Annotated in this window: 22 protein-coding genes and 1 pseudogene; 17 read left to right on the plus strand and 6 right to left on the minus strand. The window is 75.0% G+C overall.

What is annotated here, in order from left to right:
• A partial coding sequence (locus ACFW1A_RS18830; RefSeq protein WP_380410211.1) for a hypothetical protein occupies positions 1-1,528 on the minus strand: 1,528 nt, incomplete at its 3' end.
• Positions 1,529-1,576: 48 nt separating this feature from the next.
• Between ACFW1A_RS18830 and ACFW1A_RS18835 the strand changes: the two genes are divergently transcribed.
• Positions 1,577-2,416: a hypothetical protein gene (locus ACFW1A_RS18835; protein ID WP_380410229.1), complete on the plus strand. Its 840-nt coding sequence runs from the start codon at positions 1,577-1,579 to the stop codon at positions 2,414-2,416.
• A gap of 130 nt (positions 2,417-2,546) precedes the next feature.
• On the opposite strand, the gene ACFW1A_RS18840 is transcribed toward ACFW1A_RS18835, so the two are convergent.
• The gene (locus ACFW1A_RS18840) at positions 2,547-3,944 is read right to left on the minus strand and encodes a DUF1015 family protein (RefSeq protein WP_380410212.1); all 1,398 of its coding nucleotides are present in this window, start codon (positions 3,942-3,944) and stop codon (positions 2,547-2,549) included.
• Positions 3,945-4,194: 250 nt separating this feature from the next.
• On the opposite strand from ACFW1A_RS18840, the gene ACFW1A_RS18845 reads away from it, so the two are divergent.
• Entirely contained in the window at positions 4,195-4,698 is a 504-nt protein-coding gene (locus tag ACFW1A_RS18845; RefSeq protein ID WP_380410213.1) for a tetratricopeptide repeat protein, read from the plus strand.
• Positions 4,695-5,720, plus strand: coding sequence for an HAD-IIA family hydrolase (locus tag ACFW1A_RS18850; RefSeq protein WP_380410214.1), 1,026 nt, complete (start codon positions 4,695-4,697; stop codon positions 5,718-5,720). The genes ACFW1A_RS18845 and ACFW1A_RS18850 overlap by 4 nt, the downstream gene beginning before the upstream one ends.
• Position 5,721: 1 nt before the next feature.
• On the opposite strand, the gene ACFW1A_RS18855 is transcribed toward ACFW1A_RS18850, so the two are convergent.
• The gene (locus ACFW1A_RS18855) at positions 5,722-6,507 is read right to left on the minus strand and encodes an SDR family NAD(P)-dependent oxidoreductase (RefSeq protein WP_380410215.1); all 786 of its coding nucleotides are present in this window, start codon (positions 6,505-6,507) and stop codon (positions 5,722-5,724) included.
• Positions 6,508-6,677: 170 nt separating this feature from the next.
• Between ACFW1A_RS18855 and ACFW1A_RS18860 the strand changes: the two genes are divergently transcribed.
• Positions 6,678-7,262: a TetR/AcrR family transcriptional regulator gene (locus ACFW1A_RS18860; RefSeq protein WP_380410216.1), complete on the plus strand. Its 585-nt coding sequence runs from the start codon at positions 6,678-6,680 to the stop codon at positions 7,260-7,262.
• A 29-nt stretch (positions 7,263-7,291) separates the two neighbouring features.
• Here ACFW1A_RS18860 and ACFW1A_RS18865 read toward each other — a convergent pair whose 3' ends face one another.
• Entirely contained in the window at positions 7,292-7,639 is a 348-nt protein-coding gene (locus ACFW1A_RS18865) for an SCP2 sterol-binding domain-containing protein (protein ID WP_380410217.1), read from the minus strand.
• 144 nt (positions 7,640-7,783) lie between these two features.
• Here ACFW1A_RS18865 and ACFW1A_RS18870 point away from each other — a divergent pair, with 144 nt between their 5' ends.
• Genes ACFW1A_RS18870 through ACFW1A_RS18885 form a run of 4 tightly spaced genes read left to right on the plus strand, consistent with a single transcriptional unit; the run spans position 7,784 to position 10,645 of the window.
• The gene (locus ACFW1A_RS18870; RefSeq protein WP_380410218.1) at positions 7,784-8,566 is read left to right on the plus strand and encodes a hypothetical protein; all 783 of its coding nucleotides are present in this window, start codon (positions 7,784-7,786) and stop codon (positions 8,564-8,566) included.
• Positions 8,559-8,867 carry a hypothetical protein gene (locus ACFW1A_RS18875; RefSeq protein ID WP_380410219.1) on the plus strand — a complete coding sequence of 103 codons (309 nt, stop codon included), beginning with the start codon at positions 8,559-8,561 and terminating at the stop codon, positions 8,865-8,867. Before ACFW1A_RS18870 ends, ACFW1A_RS18875 begins: the two co-directional genes overlap by 8 nt.
• A gap of 14 nt (positions 8,868-8,881) precedes the next feature.
• Positions 8,882-9,694, plus strand: coding sequence for a TlyA family RNA methyltransferase (locus ACFW1A_RS18880; RefSeq protein ID WP_380410220.1), 813 nt, complete (start codon positions 8,882-8,884; stop codon positions 9,692-9,694).
• A gap of 51 nt (positions 9,695-9,745) precedes the next feature.
• Positions 9,746-10,645, plus strand: coding sequence for an NAD kinase (locus ACFW1A_RS18885; protein ID WP_380410221.1), 900 nt, complete (start codon positions 9,746-9,748; stop codon positions 10,643-10,645).
• A gap of 12 nt (positions 10,646-10,657) precedes the next feature.
• Here ACFW1A_RS18885 and ACFW1A_RS18890 read toward each other — a convergent pair whose 3' ends face one another.
• Positions 10,658-12,163, minus strand: a complete 1,506-nt coding sequence (locus ACFW1A_RS18890; RefSeq protein ID WP_380410222.1) for a PLP-dependent aminotransferase family protein — start codon at positions 12,161-12,163, stop codon at positions 10,658-10,660.
• Positions 12,164-12,290: 127 nt separating this feature from the next.
• Here ACFW1A_RS18890 and ACFW1A_RS18895 point away from each other — a divergent pair, with 127 nt between their 5' ends.
• Genes ACFW1A_RS18895 through ACFW1A_RS18905 form a run of 3 tightly spaced genes read left to right on the plus strand, consistent with a single transcriptional unit; the run spans position 12,291 to position 15,966 of the window.
• On the plus strand, positions 12,291-12,986 hold the full coding sequence (locus tag ACFW1A_RS18895) for a YitT family protein (protein WP_380410223.1): 696 nt from the start codon (positions 12,291-12,293) through the stop codon (positions 12,984-12,986).
• 22 nt (positions 12,987-13,008) lie between these two features.
• The gene (gene recN / locus ACFW1A_RS18900; protein ID WP_380410230.1) at positions 13,009-14,742 is read left to right on the plus strand and encodes a DNA repair protein RecN; all 1,734 of its coding nucleotides are present in this window, start codon (positions 13,009-13,011) and stop codon (positions 14,740-14,742) included.
• A gap of 21 nt (positions 14,743-14,763) precedes the next feature.
• On the plus strand, positions 14,764-15,966 hold the full coding sequence (locus tag ACFW1A_RS18905) for a glycosyltransferase family 4 protein (RefSeq protein ID WP_380410224.1): 1,203 nt from the start codon (positions 14,764-14,766) through the stop codon (positions 15,964-15,966).
• Between the two features lie 40 nt (positions 15,967-16,006).
• Here ACFW1A_RS18905 and ACFW1A_RS18910 read toward each other — a convergent pair whose 3' ends face one another.
• The gene (locus tag ACFW1A_RS18910; protein WP_380410231.1) at positions 16,007-17,986 is read right to left on the minus strand and encodes a glycoside hydrolase family 15 protein; all 1,980 of its coding nucleotides are present in this window, start codon (positions 17,984-17,986) and stop codon (positions 16,007-16,009) included.
• 655 nt (positions 17,987-18,641) lie between these two features.
• Between ACFW1A_RS18910 and ACFW1A_RS18915 the strand changes: the two genes are divergently transcribed.
• The 6 genes and pseudogenes from ACFW1A_RS18915 to ACFW1A_RS18940 form a co-directional block, all read left to right on the plus strand.
• Entirely contained in the window at positions 18,642-20,318 is a 1,677-nt protein-coding gene (locus ACFW1A_RS18915) for a CTP synthase (protein ID WP_380410225.1), read from the plus strand.
• Between the two features lie 114 nt (positions 20,319-20,432).
• Complete coding sequence (locus ACFW1A_RS18920; RefSeq protein ID WP_380410226.1) at positions 20,433-21,059, plus strand: NUDIX domain-containing protein; 627 nt, start codon at positions 20,433-20,435, stop codon at positions 21,057-21,059.
• Between the two features lie 119 nt (positions 21,060-21,178).
• Entirely contained in the window at positions 21,179-22,996 is a 1,818-nt protein-coding gene (locus ACFW1A_RS18925; protein WP_380410227.1) for an AAA family ATPase, read from the plus strand.
• 366 nt (positions 22,997-23,362) lie between these two features.
• Entirely contained in the window at positions 23,363-24,481 is a 1,119-nt protein-coding gene (gene ald / locus ACFW1A_RS18930) for an alanine dehydrogenase (RefSeq protein ID WP_380410228.1), read from the plus strand.
• A 490-nt stretch (positions 24,482-24,971) separates the two neighbouring features.
• Positions 24,972-25,958, plus strand: a complete 987-nt coding sequence (locus ACFW1A_RS18935; protein ID WP_380410232.1) for a ParA family protein — start codon at positions 24,972-24,974, stop codon at positions 25,956-25,958.
• Positions 25,940-26,250: pseudogene (locus ACFW1A_RS18940) on the plus strand (hypothetical protein); the annotation flags it as partial. The gene ACFW1A_RS18935 and the pseudogene ACFW1A_RS18940, both read left to right, overlap by 19 nt.

Here is a 26,250-nt window from a genome sequence, read left to right on the forward strand (position 1 = left end):
CTTTGGCCGGGGCCCCAGCTTTTAGCTGGGGCCACGGCCTTTTGTATTTTCCGAACACGTTGAATTCCCGGATCCGCCGGGATTCACCCCGGCTCGGCCGTCGTCGCTCCAGGCGCGAGGCCGCAGCCGATGCTCGACAATGAAGTGTGTGTGCGGCCCGTGGCCGGCACCAGGCCGCGAGGGCACTGTGGTGGCCCAGTCGGCGGCACAGCTGATGAAGGTAGAAGGAGTCACCGCGATGTCGAACCCGCCCCAGGACCGTCCCGAGCGCCGTTCGGGCGAAGGCCGAGGCTACGAGCCGCGTGCGCGCGGCGGGTGGTCGAACGACCGTGGCCCGCGCCGTGACGACCGCGGCGAAGGCGGCCAGCGCCGCGACGACCGCGACCGTGGTGGCGACCGCGGTGGTTTCCGTCGTGACGACCGTCCCTCCTACGGGGACCGTGACCGCGGTGGCGACCGCGGTGGTTTCCGTCGTGACGACCGTCCGTCGTTCGGTGACCGTGACCGTGGCGGGGACCGCGGTGGTGACCGTGGTGGTTTCCGTCGTGACGATCGCCCGTCGTTCGGTGACCGTGACCGTGGCGGGGACCGTGGTGGTTTCCGTCGTGACGACCGTCCGGCCGGCGACCGCGGCGGGTTCCGTCGTGACGACCGCCCCTCGCACGGGGACCGTGACCGCGGTGGCGACCGTGGCGGTTTCCGTCGTGACGACCGTCCCTCCTACGGGGACCGTGACCGTGGCGGGGACCGTGGTGGTTTCCGTCGCGATGACCGTCCGGCCGGCGACCGCAGCAGCTTCCGTCGTGACGACCGCCCCTCGTTCGGCGACCGGGATCGCGGTGGCTTCCGTCGTGACGACCGTCCGGCCGGCGACCGCGGCGGGTTCCGCCGAGACGACCGCCCCTCGCACGGGGATCGTGACCGTGGCGGGGACCGTGGTGGTTTCCGTCGCGATGACCGTCCGGCCGGTGAGCGCAGCAGCTTCCGTCGCGACGACCGCCCGTCCTTCGGCGACCGTGACCGTGGCGGGGACCGCGGTGGCTTCCGTCGTGACGACCGTCCGGCCGGCGACCGCGGCGGCTTCCGTCGTGACGACCGCCCCTCCTACGGCGACCGGGACCGCGGTGGCGACCGCGGCGGGGACCGTGGTGGGTTCCGTCGCGATGACCGTCCGGCCGGTGAGCGCAGCAGCTTCCGTCGTGACGACCGCCCCTCCTACGGGGACCGGGACCGTGGTGGTTTCCGTCGTGACGACCGTCCGTCGCACGGGGACCGGGACCGTGGTGGCGACCGTGGCGGGTTCCGCCACGAGGGTCGGCCGGGTGGCGACCGCGGCGGCCGTCCGTCGTACGGTGACCGGGACCGCGGTGGCCGTCCGTCCTACGGCGACCGTGACCGGGGCCCGCGTCCCTCCTACGGCGACCGTGACCGTGGCGGCGACCGCGGCGGCTTCCGTCGGGACGACCGGGACCGTGGCGGCGACCGTGGCGGCTACGACGACCGCCGGGGCAACTACGAGCCGGTGCACCGGCTGCCGATCCCGGAGGACGTCACCGGGGCGGAGCTGGACGCGGACGTGCGCCAGGAGCTGAAGAGCCTGCCGAAGACGCTGGCCGACGACGTGGCCCGCAACCTGGTGATGGTGGCCCGCACGCTCGACACCGAGCCGGAGGAGGCCTACAAGTACTCGCGGGTCGCCCTGCGGCTGGCCTCCCGGGTCGCCTCGGTGCGGGAAGCGGCCGGGTTCGCCTCGTACATGACGCAGCGTTACTCCGAGGCGCTGACCGAGTTCCGTGCCGCCCGCCGGATGACCGGTCGGGCCGACCTGTGGCCGGTCATGGCCGACTGCGAGCGCGGTCTGGGCCGTCCGGAGCGGGCGCTGGCGATGGCCGGCGAGCCCGAGGTGAAGCAGCTGGACAAGGCCGGCCAGGTGGAGATGCGCCTGGTGGCCGCCGGTGCCCGCAGCGACCTGGGCCAGCACGACGCCGCGGTGGTCACCCTGCAGAGCCCCGAGCTGGCGTCCAGCGCGGTGCACCCGTGGACCGCGCGGCTGCGGTACGCCTACGCCGAGGCGCTGATCGCGGCCGACCGGGCGGACGAGTCGCGGGACTGGTTCGCCAAGGCGGCCGAGGCCGACCCGGAGGGCCACACCAACGCCTCCGAGCGGCTGGCCGAGATCGACGGACTGGAGTTCGTGGACGCGCTCGACCCCGAGGTCGAGGAGGACGAGGACCGTCCGGCCGAGCCCGCTCGCGAGGAGCGCCGGGACCACCGCGACGACGGTGACGACCGGGTGATCTTCGAGGAGGACGAGGACGTCGAGGAGTACTACGACGAGGACGACCTGGAGCTGGAGGAGGCCGACGAGGCCGAGGCCGCCGAGATCGACCGCAGCCGTTCCGAGCGCCGCGACTGACCCGTCAGAGCCTGAACGACCCCGTGTGGCCCCCAGCCGTTTCCGGCTGGGGGCCACACGCGTTTCCGGGCGCCGTTCGGGGCGGGCGGGCCGGTACCGAGCACCCTCCCGGTGGCCGGCGGTGCCGGGGTCAGCCGAGTTCGAGGCTGCGCAGGACCAGACCGGTGGCCGGCTTCGGGCCGAAGGAGGTGGACTTGCGGGGCATGGTGACGCCCTGTTCGGCCAGGCGCCGGACCACGGCCTCGTCGACCGGGTGGAGCAGGACCGCGGTGCCGCCGGAGCGGGCGGCCTCCCGCTCGGCGGCCGCGGCGGCGTGCAGGTAGCCGATGTCCTCGGAGCTGTCGGGCACGTGCCAGACGTGCTCCAGCAGGGTGGCGTGCAGCACGGTCGCGTCCAGGTGGCGCCACTCGGCGGGCTTGTCGGTGGGCACGGTCCGCTCCAGCAGCGCCTCGTCGGGCCCGCTGAGCAGGTGGTAGGTGCCGTCGCCGGCGGTGAGCAGGAAGGCGTTGCCGCCCTCGGCCTTGGCGGCGGCCAGTTCCGCCAGCGCGGTGGCCGGTGGCGCCGTCAGCTGCCGGACCCGCCAGCCGTCCGACTCCTTGTCCAGCGCGGCCAGGGCCTCGGCCAGCGGCAGCCGGTACAGCACCCGGTGGATCGCGCGCACCCGCAACGGGTAGCGGGCGGTGTCCACCAGCAGCACCATGCCGCGGTCCCAGGGGCTGAACGGCAGGTGGCGGTTCTCCCGCTGCAGCCGCAGGTACATCTCCCAGCGGTGGTGCCCGTCGGCGATCAGCGCCCGGCAGGTCGCCAGGTCGCGGCCGACCTCGGCCAGCTCGGCGGCGTTGGTGACCGCCCAGAGCCGGTGCCGGGTGCCGTCCGAGGTGGTGGTGGTGAGCAGCGGCTCGCCCTGCACCGCGCGCTCGATCACCCCGGCGGCGCCGCCCTTGCCCCGGTAGGTGAGCAGCAGCGGCTCCAGGTTGGCCCGGGTGGTGCGCATCAGGCCGACCCGGTCGGCGACCGGACGGGGCATCACGTCCTCGTGCGGGAGCACCACGCCGCCCTCGGGGCCGCTCACCGCGAGTGCGCCGATCAGGCCGCGCTGCAGCAGTTCGCCACTGGGGCTGTCCGCGGCGGTGAGCTGCTCGTAGACGTAGAGCGCGGGCTGCGGGTCGGGGGCCAGCACGCCCTCGCGCAGCCAGCCCTCCAGCAGCCGGGCGGCGTGCCGGTAGCGGGTGTCGCGGTCGGGACGCTCGCCGGTGTCCTCGGGCTCGGGGCGCGGCAGGATCAGCCGGACCACGTTGTGCGGGTCGGCGGTCTCCAGGCTGACCCGGCGGTGCGGGTCGACGACGTCGTAGGGCGGGGAGGTCACCGCGGCCAGGGTGCCGACGCGCTCGGGGACGTACCGCAGCCCGCGGAAGGGCGACAGCGAGAGCCCGGCGGTGGCCACGTGGCCGGGGTCGCCCGGTCCGCCCGGCAGGGCCGGGGCGGCGGGCCGGGCCGAGGGGTCGCCGGCGGCGCGAGGTGCGGTCATCAGATCTCTCCCGAGGGTCCCCGGCCTGGTGGACCGAGGGGGACTGGACGGCCCCGGCGTCCTGGGTCGCAGGACGCCGGGGAGGGGCGGCACAGAACGTGGTCGGCTCCGCCTGGTGGCGGAGCGGGTCAATCTGGGAAGGGTATCCGGGAACCTGGTTGTTCCCAGATCTTGGAAAAGAATCCGCCCGGCGGCGTGCTCTCGGCGTTCTGGCGGTGCTGTGCTGCGTGCGGTGGACGGGAGGCGGAGCATGACCGAGGGGCAGGCCGACGGCGGGGCGCCGGGCGGGGACGTGTACGACTGGTTCCGGCGGGGCGAGCGGCTGCTGGCCGAGCGGCACCCGGCGGCGGCGGTGCAGCTGCTGGCCCGGGCGGCCGCCGCCGAGCCGCACTCCAAGAGCATCCGGGAGACGCTGGCCCGGGCCCAGTTCGACGCGGGGGAGTACGCGGCGGCGGCGGAGAACTTCCGGGCCGTGGCCCAGGCGGATCCGTCGGACGACTACGCTCAGTTCGGCTGGGGCATCGCGGCCGCCCGGCTCGGCGACTTCGAGACCTCGGCGGAGCACCTGGCGCTGGCGGTGGCGATGCGGCCGCACGCCGAGCACTACCGCAAGGCGCTGCGGCAGACCCGGGCCACCCTGGCCGCCCGGGCCGGGGCCTACGGACCGCTGCTGCCCGGCGCGCCCGGCTACCTGCCCCCGCCCGAGGGGCCCGGTCCGCACGACGACGCGAGAGACGAGGACGACCAGCGATGACCCACTCCCAGCTGCCCGGCCACAGCGAGCAGCCGTTGACGGCGGCGTACGACACCGCGCTGCTCGACCTGGACGGGGTGGTCTACGCCGGCCCGGCCGCGATCGAGCACGCGGTGGAGTCGCTGGACGCGGCCCGGGCGGCGGGGATGCGGCTGGCGTACGTGACCAACAACGCCTCCCGGCCGCCCCGGGTGGTGGCCGAGCACCTGACCGAGCTGGGCGTCCCGGCCGCGGCGGAGGACGTGATCAACTCCGCCCAGGCGGCCGCCCGGCTGGTGGCGGAGAAGGTGCCGGCCAGCTCCAAGGTGCTGGTGGTCGGCGGGCTCGGGCTGGTGGAGGCGCTGGCCGAGCGCGGCCTGGTGGCGGTGGAGTCGCTGGACGACGGACCGGCCGCGGTGGTGCAGGGCTTCGACCCCTCGGTGGGCTGGGAGCGGCTGGCGGAGGCCGCGTACGCGGTGGCCGCCGGGCTGCCCTGGGTGGCCTCCAACACGGACCTGTCGATCCCGACCGCGCGCGGCGTGGCGCCGGGCAACGGCACCCTGGTGGCGGCCGTGCGCGCGGCGACCGGTGCCGAGCCGGAGGTGGCGGGCAAGCCGCTGCCGCCGATGCACCGCGAGACCGTGCTGCGCACCGGGGCGAAGCGGCCGCTGGTGGTCGGCGACCGGCTGGACACCGACATCGAGGGCGCGTTCAACGGCGGGGTGGACAGCCTGCTGGTCTTCACCGGGGTGAGCACCCCGGCCGAGGTGCTCGCCGCCGTCCCCAAGTACCGGCCCACCTACCTGGCGGCCGACCTGCGGGGGCTGCTGGAGCCGCACCCCGAGGTCAGCGCGCTGCCGGCGGGCGGCTTCGCCTGCCGGGGCCGGCAGGCGCGGGTGGTCGACGGCGAGCTGCGCCTGTCCGGCAGCGGCACGGACCGCTGGGACGGGCTGCGGGCGCTCTGCGCGGCGGCCTGGGCCGAGCTGGACCGCACCGGCGAGCCGGCCGACGGGCGCAAGGCGCTGGCCGAGCTGGGGTTCTGAGTCAGGCCGCGGGCTTCAGCACGCCCCGGGTGACCCGGGCGGCCACCGCCGCGACGAACGCGCGGGGCCGCCGGGGCGCCAGGTGGGCGGTCGGCAGGTTGGACAGGCCCGGAGTGACGTAGGCCCGGTCGCGGTCCAGGGCGCGCAGCGCGCTGCGGACCACGTCGGCCGGCTGGGCCATCCGGCCGACCGCGGCCCGCTCGGTGCCGATCACGTCGAAGAAGCCGGTGGCCACCGGGCCGGGGCAGACCGCGAGCACCCGCACGCCGCGCCGCCGGTACTCCTGGCGCAGCGCCAGGCTGAAGTTGAGCACGAAGGTCTTCGAGGCGCCGTAGACGGCGAAGTACGGGGTGGGCTGGTAGGCCGCCGAGGAGGCCACGTTGACCACGGCGCCGCGGCCGCGGGCGAGCATGCCCGGCAGCACCTGGTGGGCCAGGTCGACCGGTGCCACGACGTTGACCAGCAGCTCCTCGCGCTCGCGGGCGGCGGACAGTTCCTCGAAGCGGCCGCAGGTGCCGAAGCCCGCGTTGTTGACCAGCAGGTCCACCTCCAGCCGACGGGCCGTCAGCTCGGCGCCGATCCGGCCCGCCGCGTCCGGCTCGGCGAGGTCCTGCACCAGGACGTGCGCCTCGACCCCGTGGCCGGTGCGCAGTTCGGCGGCGAGCTGCTCCAGGCGGTCGGCGGAGCGGGCGACCAGGACCAGGTCGTGCCCGCGGGCGGCGAGCTGGCGGGCGAACTCCGCGCCGAGGCCGGAGGACGCGCCGGTGATCAGGGCGGTGCGGGGCATGGGGGTCTCCAGGGCAGGCGGGCGGCGGGAAACTGCAACACCAGAGTAGCTATTCTCGCCATAACTGCAACAGATCTGATGCAGTTACTGTCAGAGCTGCACCGCGGCGGTATCGTTCGGGCGGGAACCGGTGGACCGTGCCGGGGCCCGGCGGGAGTGAGGAGACGCGGATGAGCCAGCCGGCGCAGCGGCCGCTGCGGGCCGACGCCGAACGCAGCGTGCGGACCATCCTGGAGGCGGCCGAGCAGGTGCTGGCCCAGGACCCCGGCGCCTCCATGGAGCAGATCGCCGAGGCCTCCGGGCTGGCCCGCACCACGGTGCACCGGCGGTTCGCCAGCCGGCAGGCGCTGATCGACGCGCTGGCCGTCTCCGCCGTGCGCCAGCTGGCCGCCGCGGTCGAGGAGAGCCACCCGGACACCGCGCCGCCGCTGGTGGTGATGCACCGGGCCACCGCCAACGTGCTGCGGCTGAAGAACGCCTGGCGGTTCGCGCTGAGCCTGCACACCGAGGACGACGGGAGCGAGGCCGGGGTGGTCTGGCAGCAGCTCGCCGAGCGGTGCACCCAGCTGCTGGAGCGGGCGCGGGCGGCGGGGCTGATCGACGCCGGGGCCGACCTGGACTGGGTGCGGCGCTGCTACTACGCGCTGCTCGGCGAGGCGGCGCACGGCCGGCCGGACGAGGTCGAGGACCCGGAGCTGCTGGCGGCCAAGGTGGTCGACGCACTGCTCCACGGGGTCGCGCCGCGCGCCACCTGACGGTCGGTCGGCCGACGGCGGCCGGTGGATCAGAGCAGGGTGCGCAGCCGCAGCAGGTCGCGGAACCCGGCCTCCAGCCTGACCCGGCCGGACGCCCACGCGCCGGCGAAGTTGAGCCGGCCGCCGACCAGGGCGACCAGGTCGTCGCCGGTCATGGTGAGGCGGATGTCGGCCTTGGCGGCGGGCGCGCCGGGGTGCTGGGCGACCTCCTGGATCCGGCCGTCCCGCAGCACGCCGGTGAAGGTCAGGTCGAGATCGGTGAGCCGGCAGCTGAGCGAGCGGTCCACGGCGGCGGCGCTGCGCACGTTGCCCTCCGCCGTCGCCATGCTGCGGCTGAGCTGCTCCAGGGCCGCGCGGCACTCCTCGGGGGTGGCCATCGTCTCGTCCTCGCCGGTGGATCGTCGGTGTGCGGTGCTCCGGTCACGGTACCGGTTGCTCCAGACGCCCGGAGCTGCCGCGCAGCAAGTGGCGGACAGGGTAGCGTCAGGACCGGGCAGCGAGCGGACGGTGGAGGCGGCGAGATGCGGCAGTGGCTTCGGGAGTACGTGGAGGTGGCCACCGGGCTGGCCGAGCAGACCGGCAAGCTCGCGGTCGAGACGGCCGCCGGGTTGCTCGGCCGGGCGGGCGTGGACGTCGCCGCCGCCGAGCGCACCGTGGAGACGCTGGCCAGGGAGGCCGTGACGGTCGGGCGCACCGGGGTGGACCTGGCGGTCGGGCTGGCCCGGGCCGAGGGCGAGAAGGCGTTCGAGAGGCTCGGCAAGCTGGGCGACCAGGTGGTGAAGGTCGGCGTGGTGCTGGCCTACCTGGAGGGCAAGCTGCGCGACCTGGAGGGCGGCGAGGCGCAGACCGAGGCGAAGGAGCAGGCCCGGGGCGCCGCGGCGCCGGCCGGGCGGGCGGAGGGGCTGTTCGCCGAGGACTGGGCGCCGGAGCAGGAGTCGGAACCGGCGGTGGACGACGCGGTGCCGTTCCCGGTGCCCGCGTCGGTGCCGAAGGCGTCGGCCACGAAGGCGTCGACCACGAAGGCGCCCGCCACGAAGACGGCGGTGAAGAAGGCGGCGGTGAAGAAGGCCTCCGTCAAGAAGGCCCCGGCGAAGAAGGCGGCCGGCGAGCAGGCCGCGCCCGCGGACAAGGGCGCCGCGAAGAAGGCCGCTGCCAAGAAGACCGCCACCGCGAAGAAGGCGACGGCGGCCCGGAAGGCCGGCGCGCCGGGGAGCGCCGCCGCCGAGAAGGCCGCGGCCCCCAGGAAGACGGCGAAGAAGACCGCCGAGAAGGCGGCCCCCGCGGACGGCGGCACCGGTGACTGAGCCCCGGCCCCAGCCCCACTCCGAGCCCGACGAGCCCGGGTCCGCACCCGCACCCGAGTCCGACGAGCCCGACGAGCCCGGGCAGTCCGGGGCCTTCGACATCGCCGCCCTGTGGGCCCCCGACCCGGAGCCGCTCGGGGTCGCCGTCGAGCCCACCGGCCACCCCGAGGTGGACGCCGCGCTCACCCGCCTCGCCCGACTCGACGGGGTGCCGACCATCGAGCACCCGCCGGTGTACGAAAATGTCCAGCAGACCCTGAGTACCGTCCTCGCCTCGCTGGACAGCGAGCCCAGCACGTAGGAGCTGAACCACCCGTGGCAACGGCACGACGCCGACTCGACGCAGAGCTGGTCCGACGCAACCTGGCCCGCTCCCGGGAGCACGCCAGCGAGCTGATCGCGGCGGGCCGGGTCAGTGTGGGAGGGGCCACCGCGACCAAGCCCGCCACCCAGGTGGAGACCGCGGCGGCGGTGGTGGTCGCCAAGGACGAGAACGACCCCGACTACGTCTCGCGCGGCGGCCACAAGCTGGCCGGCGCGTTCGCCGCCTTCGTGCCGCAGGGCCTGGTGGTCGAGGGCCGCCGGGCACTGGACGCCGGCGCCTCCACCGGCGGCTTCACCGACGTGCTGCTGCGCGCGGGCGCGGCCCGGGTGCTGGCGGTGGACGTGGGCTACGGCCAGCTGGCCTGGTCGCTGCAGAGCGACGAGCGGGTCACCGTGATGGACCGCACCAACGTGCGCGAACTGACCCCGGAGCTGATCGGCGGCGAGCCGGTGGACCTGGTGGTCGGCGACCTGTCGTTCATCTCGCTGGGCCTGGTGCTGCCGGCGCTGGCGGGCTGCGCCGCGCCGGACGCCGACCTGGTGCTGATGGTCAAGCCGCAGTTCGAGATCGGCAAGGAGCGGCTGGGCAGCGGCGGCGTGGTCCGCAGTCCGCAGCTGCGCGCCGAGATGGTCCGTCAGGTCGCGGGGCAGGCCTGGGAGTTGGGTCTGGGCGTGCGGGCCGTGACGGCCAGCCCGCTGCCGGGTCCTTCGGGTAATGTCGAGTACTTCCTGTGGTTGCGGCGGGACGCCCCGCAGCTGGATCCCGCGGAAGCGGACCGGGCCGTGGCGGAGGGGCCCAGGTAGGGTGCCACGACGGCGTCGACGGGCGACCAGGTAGACGTGAGGGAGAGGGCTTTGAGCGAGGAACGGACGGTCTTCCTGATCGCGCACACCGGCCGGGAGACGGCGCTGCGCAGCGTCGAGCAACTGGTGCAGGGCCTGCTCAAGGCAGGGCTCAGGATCAGACTGCTGGCTGCCGAGGCGGTCGACCTCGATCTGCCCGAAGGCATCGAGACGGTGTCGGCCGTGCACGGCGCGGCCGACGGCTGCGAGCTGATCCTGGTCGCGGGCGGCGACGGCACGCTGCTGCGCGGGGCCGAGCTGGCCCGCGACTCCGGGCTGCCGATGCTCGGGATCAACCTGGGCCGGGTGGGCTTCCTGGCCGAGGCCGAGCGCGACGACCTCGCGGTGGTGGTCGAGCGGGTGGTGGACCGCACCTACCAGGTCGAGGAGCGGATGACCCTGGACGTGCTGGTGCGCACCAACGGCGACGTGGTGCACCAGGACTGGGCGCTGAACGAGGCCTCGGTGGAGAAGCAGGCCCGGGAGCGGATGCTGGAGGTGGTCACCGAGGTGGACGGCCGCCCGGTGTCCAACTTCGGCTGCGACGGCGTGGTGCTCTCCACCCCCACCGGTTCCACCGCCTACGCCTTCTCCGGCGGCGGCCCGGTGGTCTGGCCGGAGGTGGAGGCGCTGCTGATGGTGCCGATCAGCGCGCACGCGCTGTTCGCCCGTCCGCTGGTGACCTCGCCCCGCTCGGTGCTGGCGGTGGAGGTGCTGCCGAAGACCCCGCACGGGGTGCTCTGGTGCGACGGGCGGCGCTCCTACGAGCTGCCGGCCGGGGCCCGGGTGGAGGTGCGCCGCGGGCAGGTCCCGGTCCGGCTGGCCCGGCTGCACGAGGCCCCGTTCAGCGACCGGCTGGTGGCCAAGTTCGCCCTGCCGGTGACCGGGTGGCGCGGCCGTTCGGCCTGCTGACGGTCCGTCGGATCACACCGCCAGGGCCGGCCGCTCGTCGCCCCAGGCCTGGCCCGTGTCGCGGGCGGCCAGCTCGGCGGTGGCGGCCAGTCGCTCGGCGGTGGCCGCGGCGGCGGCCGGCGGCACGGTGAGCGGCAGCCGGATGTAGGCCTCGAAGGCGCCGTCCACCCCGAACCGGGAGCCGGCCGCGATCCGCACCCCGGTGCGCTCGCCGGCCCGGGCCAGGGCGGCGCCGGACAGTCCCGCGGTGTCCAGCCAGAGGCTCAGGCCGCCAGCCGGCTCGGCGAACCGCCAGTGCGGCAGCCGGTCGCGCAGCGCCGGCAGCAGGGCCGCGGCGCTGCTGCGCAGCTGGTCCAGCCGCAGTGCGCGCAGCTCGGCCAGCTGCTCGCCGAGCATGGTCGCGCAGACCAGCTGCTCCAGCACCGGGGTGCCGAGGTCGTGGTGCACCCGTTCGTCGGCCAGCTGGCGGATCAGCGCGGGTGCGGCCCGCACCCAGCCCACCCGCAGCCCGCCCCAGGCCACCTTGCCGGCCGAGCCGACGGTGATCACCTGGGCGGCCCGGTCGAGGGCCGCCGTCGGGCGCGGCATCCGCTCGTCGGGGGTGCGCCAGTTGAGTTCGGCCATGGTCTCGTCGACCACCACCACGGTGCCGGCGGCCCGGGCGGCGGCCAGCAGGGTGCGGCGCTGGTCCTCGTCGATCAGGGCGCCGGTCGGGTTGTGGAAGTCGGGGATCACGTAGGCCAGGCGCGGTGCGGCGCCCTGCAGCACCCGCTGCCACTGGACGGGGTCCCAGCGCGGCAGTTGCTCGGGCGACTCGCGGTGCTGCGGCACCGCCACCAGCCGGGCCCCGTGCGAGCGCAGGCCCTGCAGCACGTGCGCGTAGCTGGGGCTGTCCACCGCCACCCGCTCGCCGGTGCGCAGCAGCGTGCTGCGCACCAGGACCAGCGCGCTCAGCGCGCCCGTGGTGACCAGCAGCTGGTCGGGCGTGGTGGGCAGGCCGCGCTCGGTGTACCGCTGGGCCAGCACCTCGCGCAGCACCAGCAGTCCGGTCGGGTAGTGGCCGTGGCCACCCGCGTAGGCGGGCAGCAGCTCGACCGCCCGGGCCGCGGCCCGGGCCAGCAGGGCCTGCGGGGCCGGCGGCGAGGCCACGCCGAGGTCGATCAGCCGCTCGCGCTCCTCGACCGGCAGCGGGAAGAGCGCGTCGCCGGGCGGGCTGCTGCCCTCCGGCAGCGCGGTCCAGCTGCCGGCGCCGCGCCGGCTGTGCAGGTACCCCTCGGTGCGCAGGGTCTGGTAGGCGGTGGCGATGGTGGTGCGGCTGAGCTCCAGCGCGACGGCCAGCTCGCGCTCGGCGGGCAGCCGGGTGCCGACCGCGAGGCGCCCCTCGCCGAGCAGCAGCTGGACCTGCCGGGCCAGCAGCAGGTAGGCGGGCCGGTGGCCGGCGGTCGGCTCGGGCAGGCGCGCGGTCCGCAGCAGCCGGGCCAGCGCGGCGGGGGAGATGGTGCTCTGCCAGTCGGCCATCGCTGCGGACTCCCTCGAATCAGTCCACCCGGGCGGGATTGGCCCTGTCGGCAATCCCGGTGGACTTCTCATGATGGCAGGGCGGACTGATTCGCCGCACCCCCATCGCTCGACCACGGGAGCCACCATGGCCGTCCTCGCCCTGCCCGCCGACACCGTGCGCCCGGTCCGCCGGCTGTCCCAGCTGCTGGTCGGCCTGGTGCTCTACGGGGTCAGCATGGCGCTGATGTACCGGGCCTCGCTCGGCCTGGACCCGTGGGACGTGTTCCACCAGGGCGTGGCGGGCCGGCTCGGCCTGAGCATCGGCACCGTGGTGCTGCTGACCGGGGCCTGCGTGCTGCTGCTGTGGTTGCCGCTGCGGCAGCGCCCCGGGATCGGCACGGTGGGCAACGTGCTGGTGCTCGGGGTGGCGATGGACCGCACCCTGGCGCTGCTGCCGGCCCAGCACCTGCTCGCGGTGCGGATCGCGCTGCTGGCCGGCGGGATCGTGCTCAACGGCCTGGCCACCGGCCTCTACATCGGCGCCCGGCTCGGTCCCGGACCGCGCGACGGACTGATGGTGGCCCTGCACCGGCGCACCGGCCGCTCGCTGCGCCTGCTGCGCACCGGGCTGGAGGTCACCGTGCTGCTGGCGGGCATCGCGCTGGGCGGCAGCGCCGGGGTGGGAACGGTCGCCTACGCACTGGCCATCGGCCCGTTGGCCCAGTTCTTCCTGCGCCGCTGCACGGTCCCGGCCGCCCCCGCCGACCGCGGTCGCCCGGAACGAATGAACTTCGCGCCCCGGAGCCCCGGCTCGTCGCGCGGCGGGGGCGGGGTCTCGTAAGGTCGTCTCCGTGTTGGACGAGATGCGGATACGGGATCTTGGCGTCATCGACGACGCGGTGGTGGAACTGGCCCCCGGTTTCACCGTCGTGACCGGGGAGACCGGCGCCGGCAAGACCATGGTGGTGACCAGTCTGGGCCTGCTGCTGGGCGGCCGGGCCGACCCGGGCCTGGTCCGGGCCGGCGCCGAGCGGGCCGTGGTCGAGGGCCGGCTGGAGCTGCCGGCCGACTCGCCGGTGGCCATCCGCGCCCTGGAGGCCGGCGCCGAGCTGGACGACGGCGCCCTGCTGATCAGCCGCACCGTCTCCGCCGAGGGCCGCTCCCGGGCGCACGTCGGCGGCCGCTCGGTCCCGGTCGGCCTGCTCACCGAGCTCGGCGAGGACCTGATCGCGGTGCACGGACAGAGCGACCAGCAGCGCCTGCTGCGCCCGGCCCGCCAGCGCGGCGCGCTGGACCGGTACGCGGGCCGGGCCCTCGGCGAGCCGCTGGAGCGCTACCGCACCGTCCACCGCCGGCTGCGCGAGGTGTCGGCCACCCTGGTCGAGCTGACCACCCGGGCCCGCGAGCGGGCGCAGGAGGCCGACCTGCTCCGGTTCGGCCTGGAGGAGGTCGCCGCCGCCGAGCCGGTGGCCGGCGAGGAGGTCGAGCTGGCCGCCGAGGCCGAGCGGCTCGGCCACGCCGACGCGCTCTCCTCGGCCGCGGTGCTGGCGCACGCGGCGCTGGCGGGCGACCCGGCCGACCCCGACTCGATCGACGCCGGCACCCTGCTCGGCCAGGCCCGCCGGGCGCTCGACTCGGTGCGCGGGCACGACGAGCGGCTGGCCCAGCTCGCCGACCGGCTGGCCGAGGTGGGCTACCTGCTCGCCGACGTGGCCGGCGACCTGGCGCTCTACGCGGACGACCTGGACGCCGACCCGGCGCGACTGGCCGTGGTCGAGGAGCGCCGCGCGGTGCTGGCCCAGCTGCTGCGCAAGTACGGCTCGGCGGACGGCGGCACCGCGGAGGTGGTGGCCTGGGCCGAGCAGGGCGCGCTGCGGCTGGCCGAGCTGGACGGCGACGACGACCGGATCGGCGAGCTGGAGCAGGAGCGGGCCGAGCTGCGGGCCGAGCTGTCCGGGCTGGCCGCCGAGGTGTCGGCGGCCCGGCAGGCCGCGGCCGGCCGGTTCGCCGCGGCGGTCTCCGCCGAGCTGACCGAACTGGCCATGCCGCACGCCCGGGTGACCTTCGAGCTGTCCCGGCTGGACGACCCGGACGGTCTGGACCTGGACGGCCGCACCGTGGCCTACGGCCCGCACGGGGTGGACGAGGTCGAGGTGCTGCTGGCCCCGCACCCGGGCGCCGCGCCGCGCCCGATCGCCAAGGGGGCCTCCGGCGGCGAGCTGTCCCGGGTGATGCTGGCCGTCGAGGTGGTCTTCGCCGGTGCCGACCCGGTGCCGACCTACCTGTTCGACGAGGTGGACGCGGGCGTGGGCGGCAAGGCGGCGGTGGAGATCGGCCGCCGGCTGGCCAAGCTGGCCCGGTCCGCCCAGGTCGTGGTCGTCACCCACCTGCCGCAGGTGGCGGCCTTCGCCGACCGGCACCTGGTGGTGGAGAAGACCAACGACGGCACCGTCACCCGGAGCGGGGTCAAGACGTTGACCGACGAGGAGCGAGTACGTGAACTCTCGCGGATGCTCGCCGGTTTGGAGGACTCCGAGCTGGGCCGTGCGCATGCCGAGGAGCTGTTGGCCGCAGCCCGCTCTCCCCGGGAGGGCTGACCAGCACCTATCGTTTTCCCAATGCGGGTACCCAGTAGCGAGTCGGAGCGAGACGACGTGGACCTTTCCCCCGCCCGTGGCGGCGCGGCCGGCCCGGAGGCGGGCCAGCTGCACGTGGTGCTGGTGCTCTCCGCGGGCAGCGGCGGGATCGGCGCGCACGTGCGCTCGCTCGCGCGGGGACTGACCGCGCACGGCGTGAAGGTGACGCTCTGTGCACCGGCCGAGTCGGACGCGCTCTTCGCGTTCTCCCGCACCGGGGCGGTCTTCCACCCGGTGGAGATCACCCCGACCGCCGCGGTGACCAGCGACGCCACCGCGATCGGCGAGCTGCGCCGCGCGTTCACCGGGGCCGACCTGGTGCACGCGCACGGGCTGCGGGCCGGGCTGCTCTCCGACCTGGCGCTGCGCACCGCGGGCCGGCTGCCCGGGCTGCGTCCGGAGACCCCGCTGGTGGTGACGTTCCATCACGCGCTGCTGGCCACCGGGCTGGAGCGGCGCTGGCAGCGGCTGATGGAACGTCGGGTGGCGCGGGCCGCCGACCTGGTGCTGGGGGCCTCCTCGGACCTGGTGGCCCGCGCCCGCGAGCTGGGCGCCACCGACGCCCGGCTCGGCCCGGTGGCGGCTCCGCCGCTGGCCTCGGCGGCGGACGAGCGGGATGCGGTGCGGGCCGAGCTGCTCGGCGCCGGGCAGCAGCGGCCGCTGGTGCTGGCGATCGGCCGGCTGGTGCCGCACAAGGGCTTCGGACAGCTGCTGGACGCCTCCCGGGAGCTGCCCGGGGCCGGGCCCGACCCGCTGGTGCTGCTGGCGGGGGACGGCCCGGAGGCCGGCGCGCTGCGCGAGCGGATCGCCGCCGAGCAACTGCCGGTGCGCCTGCTGGGCCACCGCACCGACGTGCCCGCCCTGCTGGCGGCCGCCGACGCGGTGGTGATCAGCAGCCGCTGGGAGGCCCGCTCGGCGGTGGCCCAGGAGGCGCTGCGGGCCGGGGTGCCGCTGGTGGCCACCGCGGTGGGCGGCATCCCGGAGCTGGTCGGGGACGCGGCCGTGCTGGTCCCGCCGGGCGATCCGGCGGCGCTGGGCCGCGCGGTGCGCGAGCTGCTGGACGACCCGGCGCGCCGGGCCGCGCTGACCAAGGCCGGTCCGGTCCAGGCCGAGACCTGGCCGGACGAGGCCGCCACCGTGGCCCAGGTGCTGAGCACCTACGACGAGCTGGTGCAGCGGCGCTGAGTGAGCACCGGGCCCGCGGTCCGCGGGCCCGGATCCGCGCTCAGACCGCCTGGCGGACCACCCGGCCGGCCGGCTGCGCCTGCGGGGCCAGGTAGGCCGCGCCGCAGGCGGTCAGCCGCAGCGCGGTGTCGATCAGCGGCACGTGGCTGAAGGCCTGCGGGAAGTTGCCCACCTGGCGCTTCAGCCGCGGGTCCCACTCCTCGGCCAGCAGCCCGAGGTCGTTGCGCAGGGCCAGCAGCTTCTCGAACAGCTCGCGCGCCTCGGCCACCCGCCCGATCATCGCCAGGTCGTCGGCCAGCCAGAACGAGCAGGCCAGGAACGCCCCCTCGTGCCCCGACAGGCCGTCCACGTTCTTGGTGGCGTCCCCCTGGACGTCGTCGTGGGTCGGGTAGCGCAGCACGAACCCGTCCTCGGTGGACAGCTCGCGCTGGATCGCCTCGATGGTCCCGATCACCCGCTTGTCGTCCGGCGGCAGGAACCCGACCTGCGGGATCAGCAGCAGCGAGGCGTCCAGCTCCTGGCCGCCGTAGTACTGGGTGAAGGTGTTGCGCTCCGGGTCGTAGCCCTTCTCGCAGACGTCCGCGTGGATCTCCTCGCGCAGCGCCCGCCAGCGCTCCAGCGGGCCCTCGGCCTCGGTCTGCTCGATCAGCTTGATGGTGCGGTCCACCGCGACCCAGGCCATCACCTTGGAGTGGACGAAGTGGCGGCGCGGGCCGCGCACCTCCCAGATGCCCTCGTCCGGGGCCTTCCAGTGCTCCTCCAGGTAGCTGATCAGGCGCAGCTGGAGCAGGTGGGCGTGGTCGCTCCGGGACAGGCCGGTCATCTGGGCTAGGTAGAGCGCCTCCACGACCTCGCCGTAGACGTCCAGCTGGAGCTGGCCGGCCGCGCCGTTGCCGACCCGGACCGGGGTCGAGCCCTCGTAGCCGGGCAGCCAGTCCAGCGCGGTCTCGGTGAGCTCGCGCTGGCCGGTGATGGAGTACATGATCTGCAGGTTCTCCGGGTCGCCGGCGACCGCGCGCAGCAGCCACTCGCGCCAGGCCCGGGCCTCCTCGCGGTAGCCGGTGCGCAGCAGCGAGGAGAGCGTGATGGCCGCGTCGCGCAGCCAGGTGTACCGGTAGTCCCAGTTGCGCTCGCCGCCGATGTCCTCGGGCAGCGAGGTGGTGGGGGCGGCCACGATGCCGCCGGTGGGGGCGTAGGTGAGCGCCTTGAGGGTGATCAGCGAGCGCACCACGGCGTCCCGGTAGGGGCCCTGGTAGGTGCACTGGGAGACCCAGTCCCGCCAGAACTCCTCGGTCAGCGCGAGCGAGGCGGCCGGGTCGGGGACCTCCGGCGGGGCCAGGTGGGAGTGCTGCCAGGTGAGCGCGAAGGTGACCCGCTCGCCGGCCGCCACGGTGAAGTCCGCGTAGGTGGTCAGGTCCCGCCCGTAGGTCTCGGCGGCGCCGTCCAGCCAGACCGAGTCGGGGCCGGCCACCGCGACCGTGCGGTGCCCGCCGTCGGGCTGCTCCACCCGGTGCACCCAGGGGACGACCTTGCCGTAGCTGAACCGCATCCGCAGCGCCGAGCGCATCCGCACCCGGCCGGAGACGCCCTCCACGATCCGGATCATCTGCGGCACCGGCGCCTGCTCGCTCAGGTGCCGCGGCGGCATGAAGTCGGTCACCCGCACGGTGCCCCGCGGGGTGTCCCACTCCTGCTCCAGGATCAGCGAGTCGCCCCGGTAGCGGCGCCGGTCGGCCGGCACGGCGGGTGCGGCGGCACTGCTCGGCACCGCCTTCAGGTCACCCGTATCGGTGAAAGGGGCGCGCTGCGCCGGCGCGGTGGGCGCGGGGGTGGTGGCGGGAGCCGCCTCGGCGGGGCCGATCCGCCAGAAGCCGTGTTCATCGGTGCCCAGCAGGCCGGCGAAGACGGCCGGGGAGTCGAATCGGGGCAGGCAGAGCCAGTCCACGGCTCCGTCTCTGCTGACCAGGGCTGCGGTCTGCATGTCCCCGATGAGTGCGTAGTCCTCGATACGGCCGGCCACGTGAATCTCCAGTTCGCGGTAGTGCTCGGCGGTCGCCGACCGGGGCGAGAGCGGGGACACTGCGGGCCGGGTGGGGGACGCGGGGCCCGGGCCGGCCGCCCGGCGCCCGCTGGTGGCGGTGGGCCGGAGTCGGGCCGCGCTGGAGCCTGGGGGTGGGCTCCTGGCCTGGGCACTGCTTGGAGAACGGGTGGTGCGGGGGAGTCCGGTCGCGCATCGGGGACGGAGAGGTGTCGTCCGGACCCCTCGTCCTCGGCGTGCTCTGCTGTCGGCGATGCGTCCGTGCAGGATACGACGGACGCGAGGGGCTCAGCACGCGGAAAGAAGCAGGTACCGCCGTCTGCCCAGGCGTTCGGGCGGAAAGTAGCCCGGCCGGGCCAGCGCGGCGGTTGAACGGGGGATCCGGTGGTGATCATTCCGGGTCATCCCGGGCTGATCCGTCACGACCCGCCCGCGGGGACCGGATCACCCGAGAGGACCAGTGGGCAGGTGTGCGACCGCGTGCCCCCCGGCTCGCTGATACCCTGGTACCCCGTGGACTGGTGGGATCAACCGCCCCGGACCCGCTGACTGACGACCCCGGCCGACGGCCGGTCGTGCGCGGCGTGTCCGCCTCCACCAGCGTCATCCTCGACATGCGACCCACGGGAGCCCCCTCTTGGCACAGCCCCATTCCGGCAAGGCGGCGAACGGCCGCGCCGTGACGACCAAGCACCTCTTCGTCACCGGGGGTGTCGCCTCATCGCTCGGCAAGGGGCTCACCGCCTCCAGCCTCGGTGCCCTGCTCAAGGCCCGCGGCCTGCGGGTGACGATGCAGAAGCTCGACCCGTACCTGAACGTGGACCCGGGCACCATGAACCCGTTCCAGCACGGTGAGGTCTTCGTCACCGACGACGGCGCCGAGACCGACCTGGACATCGGCCACTACGAGCGGTTCCTGGACACCAACCTGCACGGTTCGGCCAACGTCACCACCGGCCAGGTGTACTCGACGGTGATCGCCAAGGAGCGGCGCGGCGAGTACCTGGGCGACACCGTCCAGGTGATCCCGCACATCACCAACGAGATCAAGTCCCGGATCCGCCGGATGGCGACCGAGGACGTGGACGTGGTGATCACCGAGGTCGGCGGCACCGTCGGCGACATCGAGTCGCTGCCGTTCCTGGAGGCCGTCCGCCAGGTGCGCCACGAGGTCGGCCGGGACAACGTCTTCTTCGTGCACGTCTCGCTGCTGCCGTACATCGGCCCGTCCGGCGAGCTGAAGACCAAGCCCACCCAGCACTCGGTGGCCGCGCTGCGCAACATCGGCATCCAGCCCGACGCGATCGTGCTGCGCGCCGACCGCGAGGTGCCGCAGGCGATCAAGCGCAAGATCTCGCTGATGTGCGACGTGGACGAGGAGGCCGTGGTCGCGGCCATCGACGCCAAGTCGATCTACGACATCCCCAAGGTGCTGCACGGCGAGGGCCTGGACGCCTACGTGGTGCGCCGGCTCGACCTGCCGTTCCGCGACGTCGACTGGACCACCTGGGACGACCTGCTGCGCCGGGTCCACGAGCCCCAGCACATCGTCAAGGTCGCCCTGGTCGGCAAGTACATCGACCTGCCGGACGCCTACCTGTCGGTGACCGAGGCGCTGCGCGCCGGCGGCTTCGCCAACAACGCCCGGGTCGAGATCAAGTGGGTCACCTCGGACGACTGCGAGACCCCCGAGGGCGCCCGCGAGCAGCTGGGCGACGTGGACGCGATCTGCATCCCCGGCGGCTTCGGCGACCGCGGTGTCAACGGCAAGGTCGGTGCGATCACCTTCGCCCGCGAGAACAAGGTGCCGCTGCTGGGCCTGTGCCTGGGCCTGCAGTGCGTGGTGATCGAGGCGGCCCGCAACCTGGCCGGCCTGCCGGAGGCGAACTCGACCGAGTTCGACCCGGCCGCGGCGCACCCGGTGATCTCCACCATGGCCGAGCAGCTGGCGATCGTGGACGGCAAGGGCGACCTGGGCGGCACCATGCGCCTGGGCCTGTACCCGGCCAAGCTGGCCGAGGGCTCGATCGTGCGCGAGGTCTACGCCGGCGAGCAGTACGTGGAGGAGCGCCACCGGCACCGCTACGAGGTCAACAACGCCTACCGGGCCGACCTGGAGAAGACCGGGCTGCAGTTCTCCGGCCTGTCGCCCAAGGGCGACCTGGTGGAGTACGTGGAGTACCCGCGCGAGGTGCACCCCTACCTGGTCGCCACCCAGGCGCACCCGGAGCTGAAGTCCCGCCCGACCCGCCCGCACCCGCTCTTCGCCGGACTGGTGGCGGCGGCCATCAAGATCAAGACCGACGCCCAGTAGGACCGCACGCGGTCCGGCGGGTACGGATGTCGGACGGCGGTCGCCCGGTTGTTCACCGGGCGGCCGCCGTTCGGCGTTAGATTGTGTCGTACTGACGAGAAGGGGAGTGTCGGCATGATCGAGGACGTCGCCGAGGAGTGGGCGGTCCGCTCCGCCAGCCAGCCGTTCCAGGGCCGGGTCACCGGGGTGCGCAGCGACGAGGTGCTGATGCCGGACGGGTCGTACGCCCGCCGGGACTACCAGACCCATCCCGGGTCGGTGGCGGTGCTCGCGCTGGACGCGCAGCAGCGGGTGCTGCTGGTGCGCCAGTACCGCCACCCGGTGCGCCAGCGGCTCTGGGAGCTGCCGGCCGGGCTGCTGGACGTGCCCGGGGAGAACCCGCTGCACGCCGCCCAGCGCGAGCTGTTCGAGGAGGCGTACTGCAAGGCGGGCCAGTGGCGGGTGCTGGTCGACATCTACACCTCGCCCGGCGGCAGCAACGAGGCGCTGCGGATCTTCCTGGCCACCGACCTGGCCGAGGCGGAGGGGGAGCGCTACGAGGCCGGCGGCGAGGAGCAGGAGATCGAGACCGCCCGGGTGCCGGTGGCGGAGCTGATCGAGCGGCTGCTGGCCGGCGAGCTGCACAACCCGACCCTGGTCACCGGGACCCTGGCGCTGCACGCGGCGCTGACCGGAGCCGGTCCGGACGCGCTGCGCCCGGCCGACGCCCCGTGGCCGGCCCGGCCGTTCGACCTGCCGTAGCACCTGCGCCGGTCGGGTGATCGGGCACCTCGTCGTACCGGTGTCCCCTCGGCAGCGGGGTCGAACCGAACTACGCTTCGCTGACGGGTTGGCGGGCGACTGGGTCGGGAGTGGCACTGGTGGCGAGGAAGACGGCGGCGGTGGCGGAGCGCCCGGACTCCCCGGAGCAGGTGCCCGGTCTGCCGCCCGGCCCGGAACCCTTCGCCGGGCGGTCCGCCGAGCTGGCGGCGCTGCGCGGGCGCGCCGCCGCCCCGGTCGCGGACGGCTGCCGGGTGCTGCTGGTGACCGGACGCCCGGGCTCCGGCCGCAGCGCGCTGGCCCGCCACTTCGCCCGCACCTCGCTCGGCGGGCGCCGGCTGCTGGCCGCCCACCTGGCCGCGCCGGACGGCACCGCGCACCCGCCCGGCGCGGTGGCCCGCCGGCTGCTGGCCCAGCTCGGCCTGACCAGCCGGGCGCTGCCCGCGCCCGACGCGGGCGAGGACCCGGCCTGCGCCGAGCTGCGCGCGGCGTTGCGGGGCCGGGACACGCTCCTGCTGCTGGACGACGTGCCGGACGCCGAGCACCTGGCCCCGCTGCTGCCCGAGGAGCCGCGCTGCACGGTGCTCGCGGTCACCGCCGGGCCGCTCACCGCGCTGGCCCCGCGGTTCCCGGTGGACCCGGTGATCCTGCGCGGGCTGGACGAGACGGCCGCCGTCGACCTGCTCACCGGCCTGGTCGGCGGCACCCGGATCGGGTGCGACCCGGTGGGCGCGGCCGAGCTGGCCGAGGCCTGCGCCGGGCGGCCCGCCCCGCTGCGGCTGCTGGCCGGCTGGCTGCGGGCGCACCCTAAGGCGGCGGTGCCGCAGGCGGTCCGGGCGCTGCGCGAGGCCGCGCTGCGCCCGGACGGCGACGGCGAGGACGAGCCGCTGGTGGCCGCCCTGACGCTGCGCTACCGCGCGCTGCCGGTGGCCCAGGCGCGGCTGCTGCGGATGCTCACGCTCGCCCCGGACGGCCGGGTGGACCTGCGCTCCGCCTCCGCCCTGGCCGGCTGCCCGGCCCCCGAGGCGGCGGCCGGGCTGCGCGCGCTGGGCGAGGCCGAGCTGCTGGACGAGCAGGGGCCCGGCCCCGACGGGACGCCGCGCTACCGGGTGCCGGCCCGGTTCAGTGCCGAGCTGACCGCGCAGCGCACCCGGCTGGACCGGCCGGGCGAGCAGCAGCTGGCCCGGGCCCGGCTGCTGGAGCGGCTGGTCCGGCTGGTGGAGTCGGCCCGGGCGCTGCTGGACCGCACCGTCGAGGCGCCCGAGCCGCTGCCCGGACCGCTGCGGCTGCGCACCGCCGCGCACGCGGGCCACTGGCTGGTGGCGGAGCGGGAGTGGCTGCTGGACGCGGTGGAGCGGGCGGTCGGGGCCGGGGACCTGGACGGTTCGGCGGGGCGGCTGGTCGGCGCGCTGCTGCGCACGCTGCCGCTGGCCGGCCCGGACGGGCTGCCGGCCGGCGGTGCGTACCGGCTGCACCGGGCGGTGCTGGCGCTGGCCGAGCGGCAGGGCGCGCCGCGCCGGGCGGCGGCCGCGCTGGTCAACCTGGCCGAGCTGCGGGTGGCCGCCGGGCAGTGGGAGGCGGCGGCCGAGCAGTACCGGGCGGCGCTCGGGCACACCCGCGACCCGCTGGACGAGGCGGCCGCGGCCCGCTCGCTGGAGGGGGTGGGCGAGTGCCGCCGGGCGCTGGGCGACCCGGTGCGGGCCGCCGACGCGTACGGGCGGGCGCTCGCGCTGCGCCAGGGCCTGGACGACGCGGCCGGTCAGGCCCGGCTGCTGAGCCGGATCGCCGAGGCGCACCTGGCCCAGCACCGCCGCCAGGAGGCGGCGCGCGAGTACCGGGCGGCGCTCGCACTGCTGCGCCGGGTGGGGGACGAGCGCGGGATCGCGGCGGTCGGCCGGGCCTTGGAACAGCTGGGCTGACCGGGACCGACGGTGCCCCGGGGCGGCGCGCGCGGCTCGTCAGGGGGCGCGCGGCGGCGCACATGCGGCGAACGGGCCGTGAACCCGACGCGGCCCACAGGCGTACTTGCGGTAGCCCTTGCGCTGTATGGGAGATTTGCCCGTTGCGAGGCGTTTTGCCAGGAAGGCTCCACATCAAGCCTACGAATCTGCCAATGGCTCCAGCATATTTGGTCAGATTGGAAGGCTGACGGATGCGCTGGGCTTCATTACACTCGACTTAGTCGCGCAGAGCAGCGTGCCCCGGCCCGGCCGGAGGCATGTCCGCGCGCGCCCACCGGTCTTCCTCCGGTTGGGACTCCCATGGCAAGAGGGACGTGTTTAACCGTGACCAAGGTCGGCATCCCCCGCGAGGTCAAGAACCACGAGTACCGCGTGGCCATCACGCCGGCCGGCGTGCATGAGCTGGTCCGGAACGGCCACGAGGTCTACATCGAGGACGGCGCCGGTGTCGGCTCCTCCATCCCGAACGAGGAGTACGTGGCCGCCGGCGCCACCATCCTCCCCACCGCCGACGAGGTGTGGGCCACCGCCGACCTGCTGCTGAAGGTCAAGGAGCCGATCGCGCAGGAGTACCACCGGCTGCGCAAGGGCCAGACCCTCTTCACCTACCTGCACCTGGCGGCCGACCGGGCCGGCACCGACGCGCTGGTCGCCTCCGGCACCACCGCGATCGCCTACGAGACCGTGCAGCTGGGCAACGGCGCGCTGCCGCTGCTCGCCCCGATGTCCGAGGTCGCGGGCCGGCTGGCCCCGCAGGTCGGCTCGTACCACCTGATGCGCCCGGCCGGCGGCCGCGGCGTGCTGCCCGGTGGCGTGCCCGGCACCCACCCGGCCAAGGCCGTGGTGATCGGCGGCGGCGTCTCCGGCTGGCACGCGGCCACCATCGCGATCGGCATGGGCTACGAGGTGACCCTGCTGGACCGCGACATCAACAAGCTGCGCGAGGCCGACAAGATCTTCGGCACCAGGATCAAGGCCATCATGTCCAACTCCTTCGAGCTGGAGAAGGCCGTGATCGAGGCCGACCTGGTGATCGGCGCCGTGCTGATCCCGGGCGCCAAGGCCCCCAAGCTGGTCACCAACGAGCTGGTCTCCCGGATGAAGCCGGGCTCGGTCCTGGTGGACATCGCCATCGACCAGGGCGGCTGCTTCGAGGACTCGCACCCGACCACCCACGCCGAGCCGACCTTCCAGGTGCACGACTCGGTCTTCTACTGCGTGGCCAACATGCCGGGTGCGGTGCCGAACACCTCCACCTACGCGCTGACCAACGCCACCCTGCCGTACGTGGTCGAGCTGGCGAACCGCGGGTGGAAGGAGGCGCTGCGCCGCGACGCCGCGCTGGCCAAGGGCCTGAACGTGCACGAGGGCCAGATCACCTACGCCGCGGTCGCCGAGGCCTTCGGCCTGCCGGCCGTCGAGCTGGAGAGCGTGCTCGCCTGAGACCGCGGCCGGCGGCCCACCACGTGGTGCCGACCCACGCCCTGACGCCGTGACAGGCGGGGCGGACAGCTGCCCGAGGCCCCCGTTCGGCATTCGCCGACCGGGGGCCTCGGCATGCGTCAATCCGGTACGGGTCGGGTCACCCGACCCCTCGTCACCCCTTGACAGAACCCGGGAGGACGGCCGACACATCGGGCCCACTACCGTGGATTGTGTTGCTGCGAACGCCCGGAACGGCCTAGAGTCGCAAACCGTCGGCATGGTGTCAGGCTGACGAATCGACATAATGCCCTGGATGCCCAAGGAGGTAAGACGACTTGTGAATGAGTCGACAATTGCTCCCGGGGGTGGTCAGCCAGGACTGGCGGAGCACGTCTCCGGACCGGCGACCGACGACACCGGGGCCGTACTTTCCACTGTCGGAGCGAGCGAGATCGGCACGGTAGCCGTGCGCACCTTCGAAGCCCGCCAGGCCGCGGCCGCGCAGGCCGTGTACGACGCCGACCTGTCCGCCCAGGGCCTCGGCTACGCCGAGTTCGCCTACGGCCCCTACGACGACCCGGACGCGGAGTACGAGCCCGATCCGGAGTACGCGGCCACCCTGGCCCCGGACGCGGCCCGGCAGCGCCGCGAGCGGATCGGCCCGACCGGCCGCCCGCTGCCGTACTTCCCGATCCCCGCGCCGCTGGCCGAGCACGGCCCCGCGCAGATCATCGCGATGTGCAACCAGAAGGGCGGGGTCGGCAAGACCACGTCCACCATCAACCTCGGCGCCGCGCTGGCCGAGTACGGCCGCCGGGTGCTGCTGGTCGACTTCGACCCGCAGGGCGCCCTGTCGGTGGGCCTCGGGGTCAACCCGATGGAACTCGACGTCACGGTCTACAACCTGCTCATGGAGCGGGGTCTGACGGCCGACGAGGTGCTGCTGAAGACCGCCGTGCCCGGCATGGACCTGCTGCCCTCCAACATCGACCTGTCGGCCGCCGAGGTGCAGCTGGTCAGCGAGGTGGCCCGGGAGTCGGCGCTGGCCCGCGCGCTCAAGCCGCTGCTGCCGGACTACGACTTCGTCATCATCGACTGCCAGCCCTCGCTGGGCCTGCTGACGGTCAATGCGCTGACGGCGGCTCACAGCGTGATCGTGCCGCTGGAGTGCGAGTTCTTCGCGCTGCGCGGTGTGGCGCTGCTGACCGAGACGATCGAGAAGGTCTGCGAGCGGCTCAACCCCGAGCTGCGCCTGGACGGCATCCTGGCCACCATGTACGACTCGCGCACGGTGCACAGCCGCGAGGTGCTGGCCCGGGTGGTCGAGGCCTTCGGCGAGCACGTCTTCCACACCGTCATCGGACGGACCGTCCGGTTCCCCGAGACCACCGTGGCCGGCGAGCCGATCACCACGTACGCGACCAACTCGGTGGGCGCCGCCGCCTACCGCCAGCTCGCCAGGGAGGTGCTCGACCGGTGCCGCCCCGTCGAGTGAGCCTCCCGGGCGCCGACGAGCTGTTCCGCACCACCGGGGGGATGGCGTTGTCGCCCTCCCTGGCCAACCGTTCGGCCGCCGAGCCGGCGGACGCCGGTGAGCGGCAGTCCGAGGCCGCCCAGGCTGACACTCCGTCGGGTCCGGGCGAGCCGCCCGCCGCCGGCGCCGCCACGCCGGCCCCCGGCACCGCCGCGGGTGCGCCCCGGCTGCCCCGGGTCCCGGCCGGCCGGGCGGCGGACCCGGCCGCCGCAGTGCCGCCCCGCACCGGTGCGCCGGCCCCCGGCGCCGAGGC

Source organism: Kitasatospora sp. NPDC058965 (genome assembly GCF_042741245.1).
Classification (GTDB): Bacteria; Actinomycetota; Actinomycetes; order Streptomycetales; family Streptomycetaceae; genus Kitasatospora.